At 63.7% G+C, this 22,205-nt stretch carries 23 protein-coding genes; 12 read left to right on the top strand and 11 right to left on the bottom strand.

Going from position 1 to position 22,205, the window contains the following annotated elements; genetic code table 11:
* Positions 1-37 precede the first annotated feature (37 nt).
* Complete coding sequence (locus tag Q363_RS21495) at positions 38-1,303, top strand: DUF2029 domain-containing protein (protein ID WP_035354618.1); 1,266 nt, start codon at positions 38-40, stop codon at positions 1,301-1,303.
* A 29-nt stretch (positions 1,304-1,332) separates the two neighbouring features.
* Here the strand turns inward: Q363_RS21495 and Q363_RS21490 are convergent, their stop codons facing one another.
* Both Q363_RS21490 and Q363_RS21485 read right to left on the bottom strand, forming a co-directional pair.
* Complete coding sequence (locus tag Q363_RS21490; RefSeq protein ID WP_035354617.1) at positions 1,333-1,683, bottom strand: DUF2934 domain-containing protein; 351 nt, start codon at positions 1,681-1,683, stop codon at positions 1,333-1,335.
* Between the two features lie 104 nt (positions 1,684-1,787).
* A complete protein-coding gene (locus Q363_RS21485; RefSeq protein WP_035354616.1) occupies positions 1,788-2,078 on the bottom strand; it encodes a hypothetical protein in 291 nt (96 codons plus the stop codon).
* A 99-nt stretch (positions 2,079-2,177) separates the two neighbouring features.
* Between Q363_RS21485 and Q363_RS21480 the strand changes: the two genes are divergently transcribed.
* From Q363_RS21480 to Q363_RS21470, 3 genes are read left to right on the top strand one after another with little or no spacing between them, the layout of a single operon-like run.
* Complete coding sequence (locus tag Q363_RS21480) at positions 2,178-3,086, top strand: hypothetical protein (protein ID WP_157467296.1); 909 nt, start codon at positions 2,178-2,180, stop codon at positions 3,084-3,086.
* Between the two features lie 12 nt (positions 3,087-3,098).
* Positions 3,099-3,530 (top strand): hypothetical protein, encoded by a 432-nt coding sequence (locus tag Q363_RS21475; protein WP_035354613.1) that lies wholly within the window; start codon positions 3,099-3,101, stop codon positions 3,528-3,530.
* 36 nt (positions 3,531-3,566) lie between these two features.
* The gene (locus Q363_RS21470; protein ID WP_051979111.1) at positions 3,567-4,208 is read left to right on the top strand and encodes an O-methyltransferase; all 642 of its coding nucleotides are present in this window, start codon (positions 3,567-3,569) and stop codon (positions 4,206-4,208) included.
* 25 nt (positions 4,209-4,233) lie between these two features.
* Here the strand turns inward: Q363_RS21470 and Q363_RS21465 are convergent, their stop codons facing one another.
* Positions 4,234-4,470: a hypothetical protein gene (locus tag Q363_RS21465; RefSeq protein WP_035354611.1), complete on the bottom strand. Its 237-nt coding sequence runs from the start codon at positions 4,468-4,470 to the stop codon at positions 4,234-4,236.
* A gap of 166 nt (positions 4,471-4,636) precedes the next feature.
* Between Q363_RS21465 and Q363_RS21460 the strand changes: the two genes are divergently transcribed.
* A complete protein-coding gene (locus tag Q363_RS21460; RefSeq protein WP_035354609.1) occupies positions 4,637-5,305 on the top strand; it encodes a BON domain-containing protein in 669 nt (222 codons plus the stop codon).
* 85 nt (positions 5,306-5,390) lie between these two features.
* Here Q363_RS21460 and Q363_RS21455 read toward each other — a convergent pair whose 3' ends face one another.
* The 4 genes from Q363_RS21455 to Q363_RS21440 form a co-directional block, all read right to left on the bottom strand.
* The gene (locus tag Q363_RS21455) at positions 5,391-6,215 is read right to left on the bottom strand and encodes a LytR/AlgR family response regulator transcription factor (RefSeq protein ID WP_035354607.1); all 825 of its coding nucleotides are present in this window, start codon (positions 6,213-6,215) and stop codon (positions 5,391-5,393) included.
* A 69-nt stretch (positions 6,216-6,284) separates the two neighbouring features.
* Positions 6,285-6,839: a zinc ribbon domain-containing protein gene (locus tag Q363_RS21450; protein WP_035354605.1), complete on the bottom strand. Its 555-nt coding sequence runs from the start codon at positions 6,837-6,839 to the stop codon at positions 6,285-6,287.
* Entirely contained in the window at positions 6,836-7,237 is a 402-nt protein-coding gene (locus Q363_RS21445; RefSeq protein WP_211256277.1) for a hypothetical protein, read from the bottom strand. The genes Q363_RS21450 and Q363_RS21445 overlap by 4 nt, the downstream gene beginning before the upstream one ends.
* On the bottom strand, positions 7,234-7,857 hold the full coding sequence (locus Q363_RS21440) for an RNA polymerase sigma factor (RefSeq protein ID WP_051979116.1): 624 nt from the start codon (positions 7,855-7,857) through the stop codon (positions 7,234-7,236). Before Q363_RS21440 ends, Q363_RS21445 begins: the two co-directional genes overlap by 4 nt.
* Before the next feature lie 202 nt (positions 7,858-8,059).
* On the opposite strand from Q363_RS21440, the gene rlmB reads away from it, so the two are divergent.
* Together rlmB and Q363_RS21430 are read left to right on the top strand one after the other, a co-directional pair.
* Positions 8,060-8,890: a 23S rRNA (guanosine(2251)-2'-O)-methyltransferase RlmB gene (gene rlmB, locus Q363_RS21435; protein ID WP_035354601.1), complete on the top strand. Its 831-nt coding sequence runs from the start codon at positions 8,060-8,062 to the stop codon at positions 8,888-8,890.
* 155 nt (positions 8,891-9,045) lie between these two features.
* Entirely contained in the window at positions 9,046-11,175 is a 2,130-nt protein-coding gene (locus Q363_RS21430) for a gluzincin family metallopeptidase (protein WP_035354599.1), read from the top strand.
* A gap of 14 nt (positions 11,176-11,189) precedes the next feature.
* On the opposite strand, the gene Q363_RS21425 is transcribed toward Q363_RS21430, so the two are convergent.
* Entirely contained in the window at positions 11,190-11,762 is a 573-nt protein-coding gene (locus tag Q363_RS21425; protein ID WP_035354597.1) for a hypothetical protein, read from the bottom strand.
* A gap of 185 nt (positions 11,763-11,947) precedes the next feature.
* Here Q363_RS21425 and Q363_RS21420 point away from each other — a divergent pair, with 185 nt between their 5' ends.
* The 5 genes from Q363_RS21420 to Q363_RS45595 all read left to right on the top strand — a co-directional run bounded on the left by Q363_RS21420 (position 11,948) and on the right by Q363_RS45595 (position 18,787).
* Complete coding sequence (locus tag Q363_RS21420) at positions 11,948-13,750, top strand: tetratricopeptide repeat protein (protein ID WP_035354595.1); 1,803 nt, start codon at positions 11,948-11,950, stop codon at positions 13,748-13,750.
* A gap of 249 nt (positions 13,751-13,999) precedes the next feature.
* Positions 14,000-14,893, top strand: a complete 894-nt coding sequence (rnc, locus tag Q363_RS21415; protein ID WP_051979110.1) for a ribonuclease III — start codon at positions 14,000-14,002, stop codon at positions 14,891-14,893.
* Complete coding sequence (gene lepB / locus Q363_RS21410) at positions 14,890-15,729, top strand: signal peptidase I (protein WP_084080623.1); 840 nt, start codon at positions 14,890-14,892, stop codon at positions 15,727-15,729. The genes rnc and lepB (Q363_RS21410) overlap by 4 nt, the downstream gene beginning before the upstream one ends.
* A gap of 274 nt (positions 15,730-16,003) precedes the next feature.
* Positions 16,004-16,807 carry a signal peptidase I gene (gene lepB / locus Q363_RS21405; protein ID WP_035354593.1) on the top strand — a complete coding sequence of 268 codons (804 nt, stop codon included), beginning with the start codon at positions 16,004-16,006 and terminating at the stop codon, positions 16,805-16,807.
* Between the two features lie 225 nt (positions 16,808-17,032).
* Entirely contained in the window at positions 17,033-18,787 is a 1,755-nt protein-coding gene (locus Q363_RS45595) for a DUF748 domain-containing protein (RefSeq protein ID WP_035354591.1), read from the top strand.
* Between the two features lie 42 nt (positions 18,788-18,829).
* Here the strand turns inward: Q363_RS45595 and Q363_RS21395 are convergent, their stop codons facing one another.
* From Q363_RS21395 to Q363_RS42990, 3 genes are all read right to left on the bottom strand, one after another.
* Positions 18,830-19,927 carry a hypothetical protein gene (locus tag Q363_RS21395; protein ID WP_035354589.1) on the bottom strand — a complete coding sequence of 366 codons (1,098 nt, stop codon included), beginning with the start codon at positions 19,925-19,927 and terminating at the stop codon, positions 18,830-18,832.
* Positions 19,928-20,282: 355 nt separating this feature from the next.
* Positions 20,283-21,602, bottom strand: coding sequence for an alpha/beta fold hydrolase (locus Q363_RS36485; protein WP_157467294.1), 1,320 nt, complete (start codon positions 21,600-21,602; stop codon positions 20,283-20,285).
* A 397-nt stretch (positions 21,603-21,999) separates the two neighbouring features.
* On the bottom strand, positions 22,000-22,205 hold a 206-nt coding region (locus Q363_RS42990; RefSeq protein ID WP_483782902.1), incomplete at its 5' end, for a hypothetical protein.

The following is a 22,205-nucleotide window of genomic DNA, read 5'->3' as shown; positions in this document are numbered from 1 at the left end:
CGCTACTGCCCCAATCCTTTGCCCAGAGGACTCCACAATGCAGAACGCCGCCGCATCACTCCGTCTCAAGCTGCCGGTCCTCTGCGCGCTCGCCATTATTGCGCTTGCGCTCGGAATCGGCTTCTTTGAGCACGGTGATCTTCACAGCGCCTGGAATATGATCCGGATTCCGGCCAACACGCCGCTCTTCTGCGATACGCGCGGCTTCACTCATGCCATCGACTGCGTCCTTCACGGCCAGGACCCCTATCACGTCAGCTCCTTCGATCCCTGGCATCGGCTCTACAACTATCCGCCCATATGGCTTGAGGCGCGACATCTTGGCGTCACGTCGCGCTCCTCGAATCTCATCGGAGTTCTTCTCGCCGTATGCGCGATGGTGGCGTATGTCCTCCTGTTCAATGCGCGCACAGCGATCAGCGCCATCATCGTCCTGCTGGCGCTGACATCGCGAAGCGTCCTCTTCGCGTTCGAGCGCGGAAACAACGATGAGGCCGTATTCTTCCTTCTCGTCCTCGGCTTCCTCCTCATCGACCGCCTGAGGCCGGAGTTACGGACGCGCTTTACCGTGCTGCTGATCTCCCTGCTCACCATCCTGAAGGTCTATCCCATCGCCGCCGTCACGGTCTATCTGGACCAGCGCAACGGCAGGCGCAAAGCCGTCCTGGCAGGCGCGGCCGCACTCGCTGCGCTTCTCCTGACGACAGGATCCAGGCTGCCTCTTGTCTTCGCCAATACGCCGCGCGATACCGACCTTTCCTTTGGTGCCTTCCCCTTCTTCTACTCACTCGCCGAGCATTCGGTGCATTCCCGGGCGCCCGTCATCCTCCATCATCCGGGAGCAGTCTCCCTCGCAGGCGTTCTTCTCGGCGTACTCGCTCTGGTCGTCGGCGTAAGCTTGAGCGGCCGGCTCGACCGCTTCCTTCCTCCTCTGCGGTCCGATCACGCGCGCGGCGCCATCGCCATCGCCTGTCTCTCCATCTTCTGCCTTGCCTTCATCGCAGGGTCCAGCTACGACTACCGCCTGATCTATCTGCTCGGCGCACTTGCTTATCTCGTGGACGACATCGATCAGCGCGTCTCGCTGCGCTCCGTGCCTGCCGCCGTCCTGATCCTGATGTTGCTCTGGAAGCCCTTCTGGCTGTCAATCTCTGGTGAGTTCTTCGACGGGCTGGTCTTCGTCATGGCATGCGCATGGCTCGGCAACTCGCTCTCCCGCGGAGCAGCCAGCCTCGCCACCGCCTGGAGACGCAGCCCATCCGCCGACCGGAAGACCGGACAGTACGCGCAACTCATCCCTTGACCCAAAGTCCCTGCCGAGCAGGCCCCCCGCTACCGGCCCGAGAGCAGCTTCCCTTCGGCCCGGAACCAGTCCTGCTCATGATGGCCGTCCGCCCAGCCGCGCTCGACGTAGAAGCTGTACGCAAGTTCCGCGATCTGCTGGTGCGTCGGCCGTGGCTTCGCGATCCCCGCCGCCACCTCCGGCACGCCCGCCGCAACCGCAGACTTCGCCGCCGTCTTCGCTATGGGAGCCGCCTGGGTTCCCGCAGCAGCCTCCTTCGGCTTTGCCGCTGCCTTAGGCTTAGCCGCCGCCTCCAACTTCTTCGCTGCAGCCTCTCCGTTTCCTGCTGCCGTCTTCTTCGCCGGAGTCTTCCGGGGCTTCTTATCCTTCTCGACGCTCATTGCCGACTCTCCTCACCTGGTATCGCCACCAACGTGCAGGGCATCTCTTCCAGTCTAGAAGACCGAAGCCCCGGCGGCATCCACAATAACCATCTGGTTACCTCTTAGCGGTCAAACTGCACCGGATGCCTCTGGACCCACCAGCACGGCTGCCCGCCCACCTGCGGAAGTCCCTCCGGCAGCGCCGACCGCGTGCACCGCACTTCCACCCTGCCATCCGGGTAGTACTCCTCCTTGTTGTTCTTGAGCGGCGCCACCACAAACCGGTCCACGGAGACCACGCCATACCCTCCCCCGCCCAGCACCCTCACCTGCCAGACCAGCCAGTCCGCCGCCCACACGACGGCAGCAGCAGAAACCACCCACAGCAACATCCGCGCCACGATCCTCCCCAAAGCAGCCTCCCAACCCCACGTTACTCCCTCGCTCCCGCAGCCCGGGAAAATCCCTGACGTTTCTTGACAAACCGCCCGGTTACAGCTTTCCTTGCTTGCATGCGACCTCGAAAGACCGCTGTGCGCGCACTCTGCGCCTTAGTGTTGCTGCTCACCGGTTGTTCTCTCTCGCCGCTGGCCCGCCGCACTGCCGCGTTTTCCAGCGCCACCAGCCTGGTCGTCGACAACTCCGAGAACGCCTACCGCGCCGCCGTCCGCCTCAACGACGAGGCCCAGGCCTCCCTGCTCGTCGCCCGCTACGACTCAGCGCAGCCGATGGACCCGCACTCCCTCCGGCACCTCATCGACCCCCAGGACCTCGAAGCCCGCACCGAGGTCCTCGACGGCCTCCGCACCTACGCCCGGACCATCGCCGATCTCTCGAGCGGCGTCTCCTCCTCCAGACTCGACGACGCCGCCGCCGCCGTCGGAGCCAACCTGCAAAAGATGGGCAGCGCCCTCACCGCCGCGACGCCCATCGGCTTCAAGATCACCCCGCAGGAGGCTAACGCCGCCAGCACAGCCCTCAAGGCCCTCGGCGAGTTCCTCACCTCGCAAAAGGTCAAGTCCTCCGTCCCCAAGATCATCCAGGAGATGGACCCGAACATCGAGGCCATCACGAACCTTCTTCTCAGCGACATCGCCATCCTCCGCGATCAGTCCGGCCGCGACTACGAGCAGCTCCTCACCCAGCAGGACTCGTTCATCCGCCACGCTGGCAAAGATCTCTCGCCCACCGACCGCCGCGCCGAGATCCAGCGGCTACCGCAAATCCTCGCCCGCAAGCAGGCCACCGACGACATGCTCGCCGAGCTCGCCGACTGCGTCAAACAACTCGCGCTCACCCACCATGCCCTGGCCGCGGCCGCCACCAGCAAGGATGCCCCCTCGCTCGAGGCCCGCATCACCGACCTCCGCGCCATCGGCTCGCGCCTCGCCAGCTACTACGAATCCCTGCCCACCAAATAAGCCGGAGGACCAATGCCCCCTGCAAAGTCCACGAAAAACCCCGCAGCAGTGCCCGCCGCAACACCAGCCCCGATGCCAGCAACCTCCGCGCCCGCAGACCCCGCGGCCCTGCCGCCCGCCCTTGATTCCCCTGCAGCCATCGAGGCCTACCAGGCCCTCTACGATACTCTCGGCCGCGCCTATTGGGAGGCCTCCGACATCGACTCCAAGGACAGGATTCAGGGAGCTCGCGACGCCATCTACGAGATCCTCACCGACCTCAACATCGCCCGCCTCAAGGCCAACACTGCTCTCTTCCTCGCTCTCGCCCCGAAGATCAAACACACCAACGCCGCCCTCGATAAGATCAAAGACGACATCGCCCACATCACCCGGAACATCACCACCGCGGCCAGCGTCGTCGCCGCCATCACCCGGGCGCTAAGCGTCGCCGCCATGTTCTAGCTCACATCGCCCGCGTCAGCGCGATAGACTCACCCTATGGGTCTGTTCAAAAAGAAGATCAAGCAGGAGCACAAGGTCATGCTCCAGGCCGAGCGCGCGGCCGGTGCCCTGCTGCCCGAGTACCACCGTCCCACCCCCGAGTGCCCCCACCCCGACCGCTGGCGCATGTACGACTCCATGACCGCCGAGGCCGAGGTGCTCGAGTTCCTCCGCACCCTCATCACCACCATCAAGCCCGCGCTCGTCGTCGAGACCGGCTCCTTCCTCGGAGTCTCCACCCTCTGGATCGCCGAGGGCCTCCGCGCCAACGGCTTCGGCAAGATCATCTCCTGCGAGTTCGACCCCGTCGTCTTCGCCAAGGCAAAGGAGAAGATCGCCGCCTCCGGCCTCTCCGACTGGATCGAGCTGCGCAACGAGTCCTCACTCGAGATGAAGATCGACGGCACCATCGACCTCTTCTTCTCCGACTCCGACATGCCCATCCGCGAGGCCGAGGTCAAGCGCTTCCTCCCGCAGATCCGCCCCACCGGCCTCATTCTGATGCACGACGCCAGCTCACACCTCAAGATCGTCCGCGACGCCGCCTTCAAGATGGAGTCCGAGGGACTGATCTCCGCGATCTTCCTTCCCACTCCGCGAGGCCTCGTCCTCGCGCAACGCCGCGAAGGACGCGCCTGAACCCGCCCCACGCCGCGACAGCCGCCTAAGCGGCCCGGTCTCTCACATCCGCCTTCGTCGCCATCCGCGCACAATGCGCGCAGCAGAAGAACTTATCTCCAACCTCGACCCCGTGCCCCACAACCTTGCACCCACAGTGCTCGCAGACCGGAGCCATCTTCTGAATCGCGCACTCGAAGCTGTCGAAGGTATGCCGCGCACCCGCAGCCTCGACGAAGAACGCCTTATCGTATTCATTCCCGCAGACTTCGCACTTTTCCATAACTCCTCCTCGAAGCATCGGCCAGCATGCCCATGCAGGTCCCGAATTCCTTAAATTGAGATGCAATCTGAATACCGGGGGGAGGAGCTCTCCCGCCGGAGTAGCCGCACCCCCTCTGGCTAGCGTCTCAGTCGAAAGCTAGACTTTTTCCTCAAAGGAGATGGCTATGACCCGCATCCCGGTTTCCCCCCTGGCAGCCGCACTCCTCCTGTTCAGCCTCTCCATCACACCCACTGCGCTTGCCCAGAACGCACAGCCAGCCCCCACCTTCTCCCAGGAAGACGGCCTCCGGATCGTCAAGGAGGTCCAGAAAAAGCTCGCCACTCTCCCCTACTACTCCGTCTTCGACTGGATCACCTTCGGCTTCCACGGCAAGACCCTCGTCCTCAACGGCTACGCCTCACGCCCCATTCTCAAGAGCGATGCAGAAAACGCTATCAAGAAAATTGAGGGCATTGAAGGAGTCGAGAACAAGATCCAGGTCCTTCCGCTATCGCCAAACGACGACCGCATCCGCGCCGCCGTCTATAACCGCCTCTACACCCAGCCCGCTCTCAGCAAATACAACGCCAACCAGGGCAACATCGCCCGCGCCATGGGCCCCGGAGGCGCCAGCTTCGCGATGATGTCCGGCGGCATCACCAACAACCCACCGATCGGCTACCACGCCATCCATATCATCGTGCAGAACGGCCACGTCATTCTCAAGGGAGTCGTGCTCAACCAGAGTGACGCCTCCATCGCCTACATCCAGGCCAACGGAACCCCCGGCGTCTTCAGTGTCGAGAACGACCTCGTCGTCGAAGGCTCCAAACCCGGCGCAGCTCCCAAATAGCCGGCCTCATCACTCGGCCCGCAGAGCCTCGATCGGTTTCACACATCGGGCCCGCCACGCAGGCGCTGCGAACGCAACTAGCAACTCAAAGATTGAACAGCTCCCGCAGCCGCTTCGTCTGCGCCCGGCTCACGGGAATCTCCGTCTTCTTCGGATCGTCCATCCTCAACTGATAGCTCGACTTGAACCACGGCACCACCTCGCGGATATGCTGGATATTCACCAGGTACGAGCGGTGTGCCCTCCAGAACGCCTCCGGATCCATCTGGTCCTGCAGCTCCTCCAGCGTCCGGCAGTTCGAATGGCCCTCCACCGTCGGCGTCACCACTGTGATCGTCCCCTCTTCAATCGAGGCAAAGCAGATCTCCTTCTGGTCCACCAGCAGCAGCCGGTTCTGCGCCCGCACAATCACCTTGCCCGTGCTCGGCTTCACCGCCGTCGCGGCCGCTGGAGCCTGCGCCTGCTCCTCCACCAGCTTCAGCAGAGCATCCAGCTTCGCCCCCGTGTCCGAGTGCGCTCCGTCACTCCGCTCCGCCTGCGCCGCCACGCGGCTCTGCGCCTTCTCGATCGTCTGCATCACCCGCTTGCGATCGAACGGCTTCAGTAGATAGTCGACCGCATTTACCTCGAACGCGCGCACCGCATACTGGTTGTACGCCGTAGCAAACACCACCTGTGGCAGCGGAACCTTGCGGTCCAGCAGCTTCTTCAGCACGGCAAACCCATCCAGGCCGGGCATCTGCACGTCCAGAAACACCACGTCCGGCCGATGCGTCCGGATCAGCTCCACCGCTTCGATGCCATTGGTTCCCTGCGCAAGAACTTCCACACCTCCCGCGCGCTCCAGCAGATACTGCAGCTCCTGCCGTGCCAGCGGTTCATCGTCAATAATCAGTGCCGTCAGTGACATTTTTGCAGTCGCGAGTGATGAGTGGTTAGTGCTTCCTAATAACTAACCACTAACAACTAACCACTGCCCTCAGTCACTATACGCCCGCAGCCTCGCCGGTGCCTGATCCTTGGCCAGGTCATGTCCGCACTGCGTGCAGTACACATCCGTAATCTGCACCCCGCGGAAGCACCTTCCGCACACCGGAGCCATCTGGAACTGGCACTGCGGGCAGAAGTGGTAGCTCGACATCACCTCGGTCCGGCAATTCGGGCACGCCCGCAGCAGAGGCTGCCTCAGCAGGAAGTACACTACCGCGCCGATGCCTCCCGGCATCAGCACCACGATCAGCATCCACAGCGCCGCCGGCATTCTGCGCCGCTTCACGTCGCGACTCACATAGCCAACCAGCAGAACGTAGCTCGCAAACGCCGTTCCCCACGAGTAGCCCATCAGCAGCCGCATCGGCAACATCTCAGGCTTGTGATGCGGCAACACGCCATGAAAGAGGTACTGCACGGCGCCAAAGATGAGGATCGCAAGCACGACGGACCACCGCGGAATCAGGCTCAGCTGATCTTCCCCCGCCGCCTCCTCGGTCCGTCCGTCATTCCGGCTTCCGCTCTGGACCCACGGCATGCTCATCGCACAACCTCTCTGCCGCCGCGCCTGCTATGCGTGCGCCGGAACCACACCATCGCCAGCAGTGCTCCCGAGACGGGAAGGAACCACACCAGCAGCACAGCGAACTGGTCGCTCGCGTCCGGCATGCCGTTCGGAGTCAGATCATACTGGTCAAGCAGCGACCACACTGCCGTTACCAGGATCACCAGCAGCGACGCGCATACCGCCAGCGGAGCCCATAGGCTGCGAAACTTGTTCCGCCGCGCCGACATCTGCTTCGCCCGCTCCCGCACCACGCGGTGCGTGCGGTTCACGATCGAGGCCCGCGCCCCCACATGCACCGCGCCCAGCGACCCCACCGTCGACCGGTCGAGCCAGTGCGTAGCCTCCTGCTCTGCGCTCCCGAAGACGTCCCTCATCCCCTCGCCTCCGCCACCTGAGGTCGATGGCTCCTCAATCTCTCCAGCTCCGGCTTCAGCGAAGCCAGCCCACGATACAGCCGCGACTTCACCGTCGACAACGGCGCCCGCGTCACCCCGGCAATCTCTTCCAGCGACAGCTCCTCATAGAACCGCAGCACCAGAACCTCGCGATAGGCAGCGTCCAGCGTCAGCAGAACCTCGCCCACCTCGGCCGAGTCCTCGCGTGTCGTGAACTGATCCAGCGGCGAAGGCCCCGTCGTCGCCACCTCGAACGGACGGTCGTCCTCGCTCGAGTCGCTCATCTCATCCAGGCTCGCCATCGTCCGCTTGCGCGACAGGTCAATCACCAGATTGCGCGCAATCGTAAACAGCCATGTATCGAACCGCGCCTTGCCGTTGTACTGCGCGCCGCGAACCAGCACCCGCATCCAGGTCTCCTGGAACAGGTCCTCGGCGACCTCGCGACGTCCGGTCAGAAACAACAGGTAGCGCAGCAGCCGGTGCTGATACTGGTCGATCAAATGATCCAGCAGCTCCGGGTCCTGACGCTTCAGCCCGCGCGCAATCGAGGCATTCTCGGCCTGCGTCAGCGCGGCCTGGGCCGCGGTAAGGGACATGGCTCCGCCGTTCATAGAGATAGAGACGCGATCTCCCCCCGAAAAGTCTCGGTCGGAGGCCTCACGTCTCCAAAAGCCCCGTCTTGGTTCAGAACCGCCCATACCCGCCAGTCCCTCTACCCAGCTGAATTTTGGCCTGTAAGAAGATTTTACCCTGCGCCGCCCGCCTTCGCCCAGCATTTTCAGCAGGTAGACTCAAAGGATGGAAGTTCTCTATGGCCTCCATCCCGTCGAAGAGGCCCTCCGCTCCGGCTCAAGCCGCATCGACCGCATCTCCATCGCACGCGAACGCTCCGACCGTAAGCTCGAACAGCTCGCCTCCCTCGCCCGTGCCGCCAACGTCCGCGTCTCCCTCGAACCACGCGACCAGCTCACCCGCATCTCGAAGACGGACATGCATCAAGGCGTAGTCGCCTTCGTCCGCGACCGCCAGTTCCTCACCATCGAAGACCTCCTCGCCCCCGCTCCCCGCAGCTCCGAACCAGCCGACAGTCACCGCCGATTCTTCCTCGCCCTCGACAGCGTCGAAGACCCCCACAACCTCGGCGCCCTCCTCCGCACCGCCGACGGCGCCGGCGTCGACGGCGTCCTCCTCCCCGAACGCCGCTCCGCCCCCATCACCGCCGTCGTCGCCAAGACCTCCGCCGGTGCCTCCGAGCACGTCCGCATCGCCCGCGTCACCAACCTCGTCCGCGCCCTCGAGCAGATGAAGAAGGCCAACGTCTGGATCGTCGGCCTCGACGAGCGCGGCACACCCGACTACACCAACTTCGACTTCGCCTCCACCGATTGCTGCCTCGTCCTCGGCCGCGAGGGCGCAGGCCTCCACGACCTCGTCAAGAAGACCTGCGACCACCTCCTCCGCATCCCCATGGCCGGCCAGGTATCCTCCCTCAACGTCTCCGTCGCCGGAGCCGTCGTCATGTACGAGGCCCTGCGCCAGCGCACCGGCCCAAATCAAATTCCAGCCGTCCAACAGAGGCCCTCACCCGCACACAAGCGCCCCAAAGAGCGCCGCGGCCTCGGCTCCTGACAGCTTCCTTTCGATTGAGCGTCTCACTTCAATACCGTCATTCTGAGAGAGACCCCACTCGGCTTCATCCAGTAGGGTTGACCGAAGAACCCCCGCATCTCGCTCGTGCAGCTACAAAACGCCTCCGGCAGACCCACCGCGCCAGGAAAACCTCGTTGCCAAAGACCCTCACCATCGCTGCCCTCCTCGCTCTGACGACCCTCACCATCGCCCAGCAGCCCACCGAGCCACCTCCCCCCGAGCCCACCCAGCCCCAGGGCCAGGTTCTCTTCCACCGCAGCGAAGACCAATCCCAGGACACCAACAAATCCGCCGCCAAACGCACCCCCGAAAAGACCATCGCCTCCCTCACCGACGCCGAGCGCTCCGCCCTCGCCTTCACCGCCTGGGATCTCGACCTCCACATCGCCCCCGCCACATCGCACCTCGTTGCGCACGCCCGCTTCACCGTCCGCAACACCTCCGCCGCCCCGCTCACCCACATCACCCTCCAGCTCTCCTCCACGCTCCACTGGGAGAGCCTATCGGCCCCCTTCACCGAGCACACTCTCCTCACCGACGCCGACCACACCGGCCAGGCAACCGAGGCCCTCGTCACCCTGCCCCGCCCCCTCGCCCCCGGTGCCACCTTCACCCTCACCGGCCTCTACTCCGGCACCATACCGGCATCGGGCGAGCGCCTCACCCGCATCGGAGCCCCACCCGAGCAGGCCGTCCACGCCGATTGGGACCAGATCTCCCCCATCTTCACCGCCCTCCGCGGCTTCGGCGACGTCCTCTGGTACCCCGTCTCCTCGCCTCCGCTTTTCCTCGGCGACGGAGCCAAGCTCTTCCACGCCATCGGCCTCTCCCGTCTCCAGCAGGCCCTCTCTAGCTTCCGCCTCCGCCTCACCGTCGAGTACCTCGGCGAGCCTCCCGCCGACGCCTTCCTCAACGGCCACCGCCAGCCCCTCGCCCACATCACCGAGGAGCCCGACGCCCTCATCCCCGAATCCCACGGCGTCGCCACCGCCGACTTCCCCGCCGCACCTCTCGGCTTCCGCACCCCCAGCCTCTTCATCGCTTCCGAGGCCACCCGGCACTCTGAAAACCAGCTCCTCGCCGTCGCCACCGAGCGCCCCGAGGCCATCGCCCCCTACACCGCCGCCTCCAGCAACGTCGCTCCGCTCCTCCGCGACTGGCTCGGCCCCGCGCCCCTCACCCCGCTGACCATCCTCGACCACACCGGCCAGCCCTTCGAGGACGACGCCTTCCTCGCCATCCCCCTCACCGCCACCGACGCCCGCCAGATCACCCCAGCGATGGTCCACTCCCTCGCCCACGCCTGGTTCCGCTCCACGCTCCCCTGGCTCAACGAGGGCGTCCCTCAGCTGATGTCGCTCCTCTACACCGAATCCACCGACGGCCGTGACAAAGCCCTCGCCGAGCTCCGCGCCCTCATCAACCCCCTCACCCTCGCCGAACCCGAAAACCCCACCGACGCCTCCGCCTCCTCTGAAGGCGTCATTCCGAGCGCGGCCGCCAGCGCCCCTTCAGAAGGCGTCATTCCGACCCTGAGTGAGCAGAGCGAGTCGAAGGGGAGGAACCCCCGCATTTCCCCCGAACCACCACAAAACTCCTCCAGCTCCCAGGAGTCCTCAAGCAGCTCCTCCGACACACCCACCCCCGACGGCACCGCCCCACCCACCCCACTTCCCTCCACCCTCCCCCCAACCACAGCCCAATCCGGCCAGAGTCTGATCGCCGCCCACGACGAGCTCTACTATCGCGCCAAAGCCGCCGCCGTCCTCTTCATGCTTCGTTCCATCACCGGCGATGCCGCCCTCAAGCGCGCCCTCCAGCTCTACCGCGACGAGGTCCGCCACGCCGCCCCCTCCACTTCTGAGAACCCCCGCGACTTCCAGCGCGTCCTCGAAGCGACCTCCCACAAAGACCTCTCCCAGACCTTCGACGACTGGGTCTACCACGGCCGCGGCCTCGCCGACCTCTCCATCGTCAACGTCACCTCCCGCGACATCCCCGCCCGCAACGGCATCGGCGTCAGCTGGCTCGTCGCCGCCGAGATCCACAACGCCGGCTACGTCGCCGTCGACGTCCCCGTCACCGTCCGCTCCGGCTCGCTCACCTCCACCGACCGCGTCCACGTCCCCGCCCGCTCCAGCATCTCCACCCGCATCCTCTTCGAGGGCACTCCGCAGGAGCTCCAGCTCAACGACGGCACCATCCCCGAGACCACCACCCCCATCCACATCCAGCAGCTCAAACTAACCCCCACCCTCAAGTGAGCCGCAAATAGACATCAACGCAAAGAGTTGTTCTCCTTAGTTATCCATGCATCGATTGCCGAACAAAAGTCTTTAGTGAGACTTCGGCTAAGCGTCAGATTGAAGTTGAACGTCTTCGATACTTCATCCCATGCATAGCCTTCGCCAGTGCAGTTGCTGAGCTTTCCTTGATCGTTAGTTTTCCAGTGGCCCGCATAGACCGCATGTTCCTTCGGCATAAGCTCCACGGCCTCTCCGTTTCGCACCGACGCCCCAGCGAGGAAGACCATCGTAGAGATCTTGCCGTCGCGCCCTCGAAACCGCGCGAAAACAGGCTTATCGTCTTCCATCCGCATCACGACTACTTCGTGCGTATAAGCTCCACAACATCCAATATCGATAAGCGCCTCCGTTGTGCCCATACCAGTCACATCGCTGGTAGTGGACAGGGTCACCGCATAATGTTGTCCAGCCTCCGGAAACTCTTTATTCACCGCCTTCTGAACAGCAGGCAGCAAGGCCTTCCAGTTGACCGCCTCTGTCATCAGACCCTCTCCAAACGCGCCCGCGCCACCGACCATCAATGCGACAACCAGAACGATATTCATGAGTCCTCGCGACCTGCATGGATCTGAAAAACCACCGCCGGGGAGTCAGACTATCGGCACACGAGTCGCATGTAAATAACTCGCCGGAAAGACTCCTCGCGTAATTTAGACCCAATCACTTCCCGCACCCACCTTGCCCCCCACTCCACCGCTCCCCTAAACTCCACACAAGAGTCCAAAGCCCAGTGCCTTTCCCCCACAAAACCGCCGCCATCCTCCTCGCCACAATGCTCCTCGCTCCAGCTGCGAACGCCCAGTCCTCCAGCTCCTCCTCCAGCTCCCAGCCCGACTCCACCCTCGAGAACCGCCAGCAGCTCCCCGCCCCCCGCCCCCGCGTCGCCCAGCCCGAGGCCGGCGGAGCCGCCGTCACACTCGAGACCTCCGAGTCCCTCTTCGACCTCGCCTCCGCCCTCAACGCCTGCGGCTACGATACCGACCTCGACTCCTCCGCTCCCGTCCGCAAAAAGGTCCGCGACGAGATCAATCAGGCCCTCGCCTCCGCTCCCCCCGCCGCGCGCGACCACCGCGACGCCCTCTGCGCCTACATTCGCGACCATGAACTCTCCGACCCCGGCCTCAACCTCGCCCAGTACGTCTCCCTCTCGCTCTACCTCAACCCGGCCCCGCAGCTCACCCCCTCCGTCGGCGAAAACGAGCTTCCCCCCGACTCCACCCAGGTCGTCAACGTCCTCCCTCTGCTCCGCTCCTTCGCCGAGGACATCAACCTCCACGCCATCTGGCTCGGCCTCCGCTCCGAGTACGAGGAGATCGTCACGCGGGTCCACACCCCGCTGACCAAAACCATCCTCGAGAGCAATCTCTACCTCCGCATGCCCGTCTCCAGCTACGACGGCCGCCGCTTCCTCGTCCTGCTTGAGCCCATGCTCGCGCCCTCCACCACCAACGCCCGCATCTACGGCAACGACTACATTGTCGTCGCCTCCCCCGCCGCCGACGACTCCGTCCACATGGACCAGATCCGCCACACCTACCTCCACTACCTCGTCGAGCCCCTCGTCTACGCCCGCGCCAGCGCCATGGACCGCCTCCTCCCGCTGCTCAAGCCCGTCCAGAACGCCCCCCTCGAATTCACCTACAGGTCCGACATCACCGCCCTGCTCACCGAGTGCATCATCAAGGCCATCGAGGCCCAGACCATGGACGTCGGCATCCCAAAACCCAAGCGCCCCGGCCAGGTCAAACAGCGCTCCGAGATGACCGCCTACGAAGACGCCATGATCGCCTGGGACCGCCAGGCCGAGGTCGTCCGCCGCAAGCAGGTCGATCTCGACATGCGCCAGGGCTGGATTCTGGCCGAGTACTTCTATAACCAGATCGGCCAGATGGTGAAGGACGGCGTCTCCCTTCGCGAGGAGATCGCCCCGATGGTCTACGGCATGGACGTCGATCGCGAGCGCCACCACGCCGAGCAAATCGCCTTTCTCCCCGAGGGCACCCACGACCTCGTGAAGCGCGCCCCCCGCCAGCTCAAGGGCCTCGACCTCGCCGAGATGAAGCTTATGAAGGGTGACACCGCCGGAGCCGAGCAGATGGCCGACGAAGCCCTCAAGGCCAACCCCAACGACGCCCAGGCCCACTATCTCGCCGGACGCATCGACCTCATCCACGGCGACCCCGGCGCCGCCGCCGAGCACTTCAACAAGACCCTCGCCCTCTCCAAGGACCCACGCACCCTCGCCTGGGCCCACATCTACCTCGGCCGCCTCTACGACATCGCCCGCGACCCCGCCCGCCCTGACGTCGAGCACCCCGAGCGCCCCAAAGCCCTCGCCGAGTACCAGGCTGCCCTCGCCGTCCGCGACCACCAGCCCGACACCAAAGCCGCCGCCGAAAAAGGCCTCAAAGAGCCCTTCCTCCTCCCCCAGCGCCAACAGCAGCAGGACGACGACAACGAACCCCTCGACCCCAGCGGCAAAGCCGAAAAGGACGCCTACCGCCCGCCCACCCCACCCCACCCAAATAAGTGAACCGCCAGAAGCCGTCATTCTGAGCCGAAGGCGAAGAACCCCCGCATTTCACCCGGCCCGTACCGCCACAAACGCCACCTGAGCCAAAGAACTCGCTCACTGCAATAAGCCTGTCATTTCCGACCGCAGCGGCGAAGCAGCCAATACCAAAAAACCGCATCTTTACCGATTACTTTCCAAAGCCCCCTTGACAACACCCCTCGCCGGACCGTCTAACACTCCGGTAAAGTAGATGCCCAGAGGGTCAGCATGACAACGCGCCGCCGAAAGTCCGCACGAGTCGCATCGAGCGAGGCGGTCCCTGTCCTCTTCGACCATCGCTTCAACCGCCCCGACCTCCTCACCCTCGCCCTCACCCACCGCTCCCTCGCCTACGAGTCCAACCCCGACGCTCCTCCCACTCCAACCGGCGACAACGAGCAGCTTGAGTTCGTCGGCGACGCCGTCCTCGGCCTCATCGTCGCCGAAGGCCTCTACCATCGCTTCCCCGACTCCCGCGAGGGCGAACTCACCCGCCTCCGCGCCTCTCTCGTCAGCCGGCGACACCTCGGCCACGTCGCCGAGCGCATCGGTCTCGGCTCCATGCTCCGTCTCGGCCGCGGCGAGGAGCAGAGCGGCGGCCGCCAGAAGCCCGCCCTCCTCGCCAACGCACTCGAGGCCGTCATCGCAGCTCTCTACCTCGACGGCGGACTCGACGCCGCCCGCCCCTTTATCGAGCGCCACATCATCGAGCCCTCGCTGCCCGACCTTCACGGCGCCCTCTCCGCCGGCGATACCTTCTCCGGAGCCATCGGTGACCATAAATCCGCCCTCCAGGAGCACCTCCAGGCCGCCGGAGCAGGCCAGCCCCAGTACGTCCTCACCGCTCAGAGCGGACCCGACCACCAGAAGCTCTTCCGCGTCGAGGTCCGCATCCCCGACGGTAACGGCGGCCTCCGCGCCCTCGCCGAGTCCGAAGGCTCCACCAAGAAGCAGGCCCAGCAGCAGGCCGCCCGCATCGCCTTCGAGCGCCTCCAGGCCGAGCAGCAGCAGCGTACCCTCGCTGAGCAGCAGGCCCTCACCCATCTCGAAGCCCAGCCCACTGAACGTCGCCGCGCCAAAGCCTCCGCAGGAGCCATCCCCACCACAGGAGCTGCCACATGAGCGGCCCCGCCCTCACCTCCGCCCCCATCCACGAGCCCGCCAAGCCCCTCGCCGGCTCCGTCCTCGTCGAAGGCCGCCCTACTCCTCCGCCCCCCACCCCTGAGCCGCCGCGCGCGCATCACCCGCACAAGCCCGGAATCCTCCCCGCCGTCCAGTCCCTCGTCACCATCATCGTCATCGCCGTCTTCGTCGTCACCTTCACCGTCCAGCCCTTCCGCATCCCCTCCGGCTCCATGGAGCCAACCCTCCTCGTCGGCGACTTCCTCCTCGTCGACAAGCAGCCCCCCACCGACACCGTCTTCCTTCCCCCCGCCTCCATCCACCGCGGCGACGTCATCGTCTTCCACTACCCCCTCGATCCCTCCGTTCACCTCGTCAAGCGCGTCGTCGGAATCCCCGGCGACCACATCCGCCTCCGCGGCGGCCACGTCCTCGTCAACGGCCTCTCCCTCACTGAGCCCTACGCCATCTATCGCCCCGCCGGCCGCGACAACTACCGCGACAACTTCCCCCGCCTCCAGTCCGCCGACCCCGAGATCGACTCCCGCTGGTGGATCCGCATGCGCAAGCTCATCGACAACGGCGAACTCATCGTCCCCGACGGCAACTACTTCGTCCTCGGCGACAACCGCAACGACTCCGAGGACTCCCGCTACTGGGGCTTCGTCCCCGCCGAAAACATCGTCGGCCGACCACTGCTCGTCTACTTCTCCCTCCGCCAGGGAGCCGACGACAACGACCTCCTCGCCCTCCCCCACTCCCCCCAGCCCTCGCCCACCTCCCCCACCGGCCTCAGCTTCGCCCGCTGGGACCGCACCCTCCACGTCATCCACTAAAGCAAATAAAGCAAAAACAAAAGGCCGTCATTCTGAGCCGAAGGCGAAGAACCCCCGCATTTCGCTTTTGCCTTGCCTTTCGCCTTTCGCCTTTCGCCTTCCCGCCTTTCAGAATCAAGCGTGGGGCTTTTAATCCACACGAAAAACCCGCCGCAACGCGGCGCACCTCACTGCCGTAGGCCGGAGCGAAGCCCGAAGGGCGAAGCGACCCCAACCTCCGAGGCGCAAAACTCCCATCACTCCAACCACCCCATCAGCGATACACTGAAATAGCATGGCCGACACGAAGACAATCGACCCCACCCCTACCGAAGAAGCCGCTCACGACGAGCACAAGGAGACTCCACTCGAGTCCCTCGCCTCCATCGCCAGCGTCCTCGCCGTCGGCCTCTTCGTCATGACCTTCGTCTTCCAGAACTTCGAGATCCCCTCGGCCTCCATGGTCAAGACGCTCCTCATCGGCGACCACGTCCTCGTCGACCGCATCTCGCTCGCGCCGCCCGCCAAATGGGCGCCCTTCACGCACTACCGCGACGTGCAGCGCGGCGACATCATCGTCTTCCTCAAGCCCGAAAACCCCGACCTTTTCCTCGTCAAGCGTGCCATCGCCATCCCCGGCGACCGCATCCACCTCCGCAACGGAGTCGTCTACCTCAACGGCGTCGCACAGAACGAACCCTACGCCACCATGCCCTCCAGCGACGGCGACCCCCAGCACGAGTACAACCCCTATCGCGACGACTTCCCCGCCATCCCGCCCGATCCCATGTACCAGGTCACCGCCTCCTGGCAGTACGAACTCCCCCAGAACATCAAGGACGGCGACCTCGTCGTCCCCCCCGGCAAGGTCTTCGCCATGGGCGACAACCGCCCCGACTCCCTCGACGGCCGCTTCTGGGGCTTCGTCCCCCGCGAGAACATCGTAGGCCGCCCCATGTTCGTCTACTGGTCCTTCGAGACCCCCGCCGACCAGATCGACAAGCAGTCCATCGGCGAGCGCCTCGCCTTTATGGGCCACGTCCTCATCCACATCTTCGACCAGACCCGCTGGTCCCGAACCCTCCACATCGTCCGGTAAGCTCACCGGCGTAGAGAGAGGGGTAGGCAAATTCTCTGGCGTACAGGACAAGGCGTGCAAGATTAACGTGTAGGGTAAGAAACGTGTCATCCTGAGCGGAGCGTCTCGCAGCTTCATCGCGAGACGCGGAGTCGAAGGATCTGCGGTTCACATCGAAGCGCCAGCAATCAACTCCGTTTGACCGATGACCCTTCTGCAGGTGCATCCTAGATAGAAACCACCCCCATGCAGCAGACCGACCCAACCCACACCACCGAACATCCCCCCGCCACGCGGCCATACCCCCTCCGCCGCCGCCTCCTCCACATCGCCCTCATCCTGCTCGTCCTCGCCGCCCTCATCTTCGGCCCTCCGCTGGTCAACCTCAGCCGCTACCAGCGCCGCATCGCCACCTCCATCGGCAACTCACTCGGCCGCCCCGTCCATCTCGACCGCGTCTCTCTCACCCTCCTCCCGCTCCCGGGCTTCACCATCGAGAACCTCGTCGTCGGCGAAGATCCCGCCTTCGGCTACGAGCCCATCATCCGCGCCAACACCGTCCACGCCAGCCTCCGCTTCGCCTCCCTCTGGCGACGCCAGATCGAGTTCTCCACCATCCGCTTCACCGAGCCCTCCGTAAACCTCGTCCACGCCGCCAACGGCCAGTGGAACATAGAAGGCATCCTCCTCCAGGCTTCCCGTATCGACGCCGCTCCCACCGCCCAGATTAGCGCCGGCCCCGCGCCCCGCTTCCCCTACATCGAGGCCACCGGAGCCCGCCTCAACTTCAAGCAGGAATCCGAAAAGCTCCCCTTCTCCCTCGTCGAGGCCAACTTCGCCCTCTGGCTCCCCGACCCCCACCAGTGGCACCTCCGCCTCCGCGCTCGCCCCACCCGCACCGACTCCTCCGTCTCCGACACCGGAACCATCGAGCTCGAGTCCACCCTCAGCGCCGCCCCCTCTCTCTCTCAGGTCCCCCTAAACCTCCAGGGCCAGTGGCGCAGCGCCCCCCTCGGCGAGACCACCCGCGTCCTCTTCGGCCACGACGCTGGCTGGCGTGGCGAGATGAATCTCTCCGCCAACATCCGCGGAACCCTCGGCGAGTCCGCCGTCACCGCCCGCCTCCATCTTTCCGACACGCGCCGCGCCGACTTCGTCCCCCAGCAGTCCCTCGACGCTCAGGCCGAGTGCTTCGCCACCGCCACCGGCCTCTTCCACGCCTTTGAAGACCTGCGCTGCTCCTGGCCCCCCGCCGCCACCGCCAACACCCCCGCCATCGCCCTCACCGGCTCCATTCCCAACGTCCACCAGCCCCGCACCGCAACCCTCCAGGCCGGAACCTCTGGAATCCCCGCCTCAACCCTCCTCTCCTGGCTCCGCGTCGCCACCCCTCAGGTCCCCGCCAACCTCTCCGCCTCCGGAACCCTCTCCGGCAGCCTCTCCTACAACGCTGAAGGACAGGCCGGAGGAAACGCTGATGGACAGGCCCCCCCCCAGTGGCAGGGCGAGTTCACCCTCCACGACGCCGGCCTAACCCTCCCCCAGACCGATGCCGGATTCCAGACCCCATTCCAGACAAAAGCCCAGCCCAGCACCGACTCACTCGTCACCGGAGACCTCCTCCTCCGCTCCCCCATCCGAACCGCCGACCCGCGCCCACGCCACCGCGCTCACCAGCACACGCCCGCCAGCGCCCCCGGCTTCCAGCTTGCCCCTGCATCCCTCGACCTCGGCGGCCGCGAGCCCGCCACCCTCGAAGGACACTTCGACGCCGAAGGCTACACCCTCCACATCACTGGCACGGCCACCAGCGACCGTCTCCAGACACTAGCCCAAGCCGTCCCCGCACTCAGCGAAGCCCTCACCGAGGCGCTCGCCCCCACCCACCCCACCGGCCCCTTCCACATCGACGTCACCGCCACCCGCCCTTGGGGAACCCCACCAACGCCGAGGGCGGCTTCAACCACTCAGCCGCCCCCGCCCAGCAATCCCAGGCACTAGTCACTCTTTCAATACTGGCACCCGAAGCATGAGATTCATCTCTTATGGGTGCGCCAGCCGCCCTGCGATTCTGGCCGCCTGGCTCGGGTTGTCGCAGGTCAGCGGAACACTCTGCGTACTGCTCCACGATCCTGTCCAGTTTGAGCCGCCGCCGCCTCTGGCGCCGCCCGTCACAAACTGCCTCCAAGGCTGGTTGTTGTTGTTGACACCTTCCGGTGTCCCGGCATGGTTGCCGTTGCTCGCTCCGCAGGCGGTCTGGTGCCCTGGCTTGACGGCAAGAGCGTTGTAATCGCTCGTAAAGCTCGTGTAGACGGCCGCACCCCACTTCCACTGGATGGATACACCGGAGACGCCGTTGGCACTAAACGTCCCGGTCCACTCCACCTTTCCGTCGGGAAAGCCGGTCGACGGAACGGGGACAGCGAGACCGCTAAGAAAAATCTCATCGTCTCCATTGACTGGAACCGTAGTCATCCAAGTGTTGGTCATCGCATTGAACGTCGTAGAGCTGCAGGTAGCGGATGGAGAGAACGTAATCTGCGCATTGGGAGCCGAACTCGTGAAGGGCTTCCCGTTCCCCGTGGTCGAGATCGTCGAGTTGGTAAACGTGATGGTCGCGCCCGTGCTCGGTATCCCCTTCGCCGTAAAGTTGGCGTTGAACCAGATCCAGCTTCCCGAACTGATCGGCGTTCCGTTGAAGTTCGATCCGATTGTCGATTGCGCCGAGCACGGCGGCGGCGGCGGCGTTCCACAGCTCAGGTTCGTCGGCGAAAAATTGATGCTGACTGTACTTACGTCGCCCTTGAAGCCAGGCATGGAGGCTGTGCCGGAGAAGCTGAAGTTGCCGTTCAAAGCCGGGAACGAACCCGTCACCGTGTCATTGAAGGTGCTGGACGTTGCAGTAAAGGGAATGGTGCCGGTGATCGGGAAACCGCTCGCATAGGGCGAGCTGTCGATCGTGTAGTCGATCTCGTAGGTCAGTCCCGGAATCAGCTGTGACGCGCTTACCGACAGATTGTAGGCGTTGCAGGTGATCGTAGCGTTGGCCGTGCTGACGCTTGCCAAAGCGGGGTTTGCACAGAGCACGAACATCCCGAAGAATGCCACACAAACCGTTCGAAACCATTGAAACATGGGCATGCCTTTCTCTATTCCATTGCGAGTAAAAGACATACATCACTATGCGGTCTCTCCGTGGTAACTGGTCTCCCACTTTATGGTGATAGCGCGGAATCCCAGAGGTTTACCGGCGAAATGCAAGCCATCCAACTCGCGGATTTGGCCCTCCTCCCGTCGTCGCGAGAGAACGCTCGTGCCACCGAGCGAAAGCCTCGCACCCCCAACTGCGCTCAGTACAAAGCCCGACTCTCATGCAAGCAAGAGTCGCCCCCAATTGGGGCGTCTGGCAAAGGCCAGTTGCATGCTTCGCATTACTGATCGATAGCCGGAACAATCAAGAGGCGCAAACCGCTCGCTAAGATAGCGTGAGAGCGATTTATGGGAGCGTTGCGATGAAGTCGTTCACCGCACGCAAGACGTCATCTTCGTTCGAACGAAACACGTAATGGTTCGCATCCTTGATTCGTACGACGCGCGCGTTGGCGCCGAGCGCCTCGAACGCTTGCCCCTGCTCATGGAGGCCCTTTGCATTCACGGCAAAGCGAGCCGCCTTCGCCTTGGCATTTGCATCTGTGTCTGGCGTCAAAACCGGAGGGGTTGGTTCATTGAAGACAGCAAGAAGCGGGCACGTGATCTTTGTATATTCCTGTTCTCCATCGTGTATGGCTTGGGTGACTCGGAATGCGCGGCTCTTGAGTGTTTTCTCAGATGGCTGAGGCTGTTCCGGTACGTCTTGCAACGTATCCCGCATCTGCTTTAGCTCTTCCTCATATTCCGGCAGGTCAATTTGAAGCATTTGAGTGATGAGAGCTTTCTTCGCTTGAGGCGTTGGCGCGTCGTTTATCGCTTCCACCTTCCTTCTCATCTCATTCCAACTGACTGATATGCTGTTTGGCGAATTAACGTATAACGCGTAGGGATAACCCGCCTCCAAGTAAACGAGTCCGGCGACAAGCTGCGGAGAGCGACTTCCGATTGAACTCAATTCCTCGCCAGCGATGGAGTGACCGACCAAAACCGGGCGATCCAGCTTAAGTTCCCGGAGGGCAGCGAGTACATCGTCACCCAACCGATCTGCCGAGTAATTCTGCCAGACAGTTTGGGGAGTGTCTGAAGCACCAAATCCTCTGCGTGTGATCCCATCCACGAGGTACTTGGCGGCGAGCTTCGGCGCGAGCGTGTCGAAAACATGCGCATTGTCTCCTAAACCCGTAAGCAAGACGAGAGCTCTACCCGTTCCTCCCCAATCGACTACTTCGAGCTTCACCCCAGGTTCCACTGTGATAAAGGACACATTGTGTGGAGTGTGATCCGCTGCCCAACTTGTTTGCTCCGTTGCGTGATCGAAGGTCAAAGGAATGGCTGAACTCTTCGCATTCCATTTCCATATTCCCGAAATCGCTTTTCCACCCGGGACCAACGTTCCCTCGAAGCTCGCACCGTGCTCCGGGAGACTGAACTTGAGGAGCCCATTCTGGAATGTAGTCGGCTCCAAGGTGTAGGCCTGTCCGTGGTCAACCGCAAAGAGCTGAGCTGAAAGGGTGCCCGTCCCACTTCTCGAAATGGTCAGAACGAGTCGCTCTTTCACAGAACCGGGGAGCGATCCTTGCCAGATGCCGGGCACATCTTGTGCGAAGACGCTAGGCTGACAAAAGCCCAGCATAATGGCCAAACCTGTACCTAAAATATGTCTCAACCTGAACTCCTGGCTTGAAGCACTCAGAGGGATAGACGATTTACTACGCCATACGCTCGGAATTTTCCTAGTCGAGGGCTTTGGTACGAAGGCCCGTGTTTGCTTTTCATGTCCGTCACTCGCCGCTGAAATGAAGCCGCAGTCTGTTGATGTTTCGCTACAATCCCTTGAAATGATCCTTTTAAGTCCTCCTAAAACGTTCAAACGCTAGAGTGGTCTTGTAATCACCACGCACGTTTCTGCAACCGGACCCTTCATTCCACCCCGGCCCTTACTAAAGGAGCTTTCAGAAGGGTAAGGACTGGTGCCCGCTACTCGGGTTCTGGTCCCGGTAGGGACGCTCATTACTGAGCGCCCCCCGGAGAGATCCGTACAGGCGCGTCTACGCATACGGCTCTTACGAAGGATGAGTGGCGTAGAAGCGAGCCTCGGGATAGGGATGCAGGATGCGGGGTGGTGGGATCCATCTGTCGAAGATTGGGGTATATTTCGCCCACTTCTTTCTCGCGGTTTGACTGCGACGAACCAAAACGTTTCGCCATAGTCGATGGAGGCGATGCTTGAAGTTGGACAACTGGTCGATGTTGCCGGGAACAGCATGGT

The sequence above is a fragment of the Edaphobacter aggregans DSM 19364 genome (assembly GCF_000745965.1).
GTDB classification, from domain to species: domain Bacteria; phylum Acidobacteriota; class Terriglobia; order Terriglobales; family Acidobacteriaceae; genus Edaphobacter; species Edaphobacter aggregans.
The sequence above is the reverse complement of the archived record's forward strand: the minus strand, read 5'-3'. Positions and strand labels throughout refer to the sequence as shown.

Coding starts and splice junctions, on each gene's coding strand:
- Q363_RS21495 (WP_035354618.1), top strand. CDS start 38: ATGCAGAACGCCGCCGCATCACTCCGTCTCAAGCTGCCGGTCCTCTGC.
- Q363_RS21490 (WP_035354617.1), bottom strand. CDS start 1,683: ATGAGCGTCGAGAAGGATAAGAAGCCCCGGAAGACTCCGGCGAAGAAG.
- Q363_RS21480 (WP_157467296.1), top strand. CDS start 2,178: ATGCGACCTCGAAAGACCGCTGTGCGCGCACTCTGCGCCTTAGTGTTG.
- Q363_RS21475 (WP_035354613.1), top strand. CDS start 3,099: ATGCCCCCTGCAAAGTCCACGAAAAACCCCGCAGCAGTGCCCGCCGCA.
- Q363_RS21470 (WP_051979111.1), top strand. CDS start 3,567: ATGGGTCTGTTCAAAAAGAAGATCAAGCAGGAGCACAAGGTCATGCTC.
- Q363_RS21465 (WP_035354611.1), bottom strand. CDS start 4,470: ATGGAAAAGTGCGAAGTCTGCGGGAATGAATACGATAAGGCGTTCTTC.
- Q363_RS21460 (WP_035354609.1), top strand. CDS start 4,637: ATGACCCGCATCCCGGTTTCCCCCCTGGCAGCCGCACTCCTCCTGTTC.
- Q363_RS21455 (WP_035354607.1), bottom strand. CDS start 6,215: ATGTCACTGACGGCACTGATTATTGACGATGAACCGCTGGCACGGCAG.
- Q363_RS21450 (WP_035354605.1), bottom strand. CDS start 6,839: ATGAGCATGCCGTGGGTCCAGAGCGGAAGCCGGAATGACGGACGGACC.
- Q363_RS21445 (WP_211256277.1), bottom strand. CDS start 7,237: ATGAGGGACGTCTTCGGGAGCGCAGAGCAGGAGGCTACGCACTGGCTC.
- Q363_RS21440 (WP_051979116.1), bottom strand. CDS start 7,857: ATGTCCCTTACCGCGGCCCAGGCCGCGCTGACGCAGGCCGAGAATGCC.
- rlmB (WP_035354601.1), top strand. CDS start 8,060: ATGGAAGTTCTCTATGGCCTCCATCCCGTCGAAGAGGCCCTCCGCTCC.
- Q363_RS21425 (WP_035354597.1), bottom strand. CDS start 11,762: ATGAATATCGTTCTGGTTGTCGCATTGATGGTCGGTGGCGCGGGCGCG.
- rnc (WP_051979110.1), top strand. CDS start 14,000: ATGACAACGCGCCGCCGAAAGTCCGCACGAGTCGCATCGAGCGAGGCG.
- lepB (WP_084080623.1), top strand. CDS start 14,890: ATGAGCGGCCCCGCCCTCACCTCCGCCCCCATCCACGAGCCCGCCAAG.
- lepB (WP_035354593.1), top strand. CDS start 16,004: ATGGCCGACACGAAGACAATCGACCCCACCCCTACCGAAGAAGCCGCT.
- Q363_RS45595 (WP_035354591.1), top strand. CDS start 17,033: ATGCAGCAGACCGACCCAACCCACACCACCGAACATCCCCCCGCCACG.
- Q363_RS21395 (WP_035354589.1), bottom strand. CDS start 19,927: ATGCCCATGTTTCAATGGTTTCGAACGGTTTGTGTGGCATTCTTCGGG.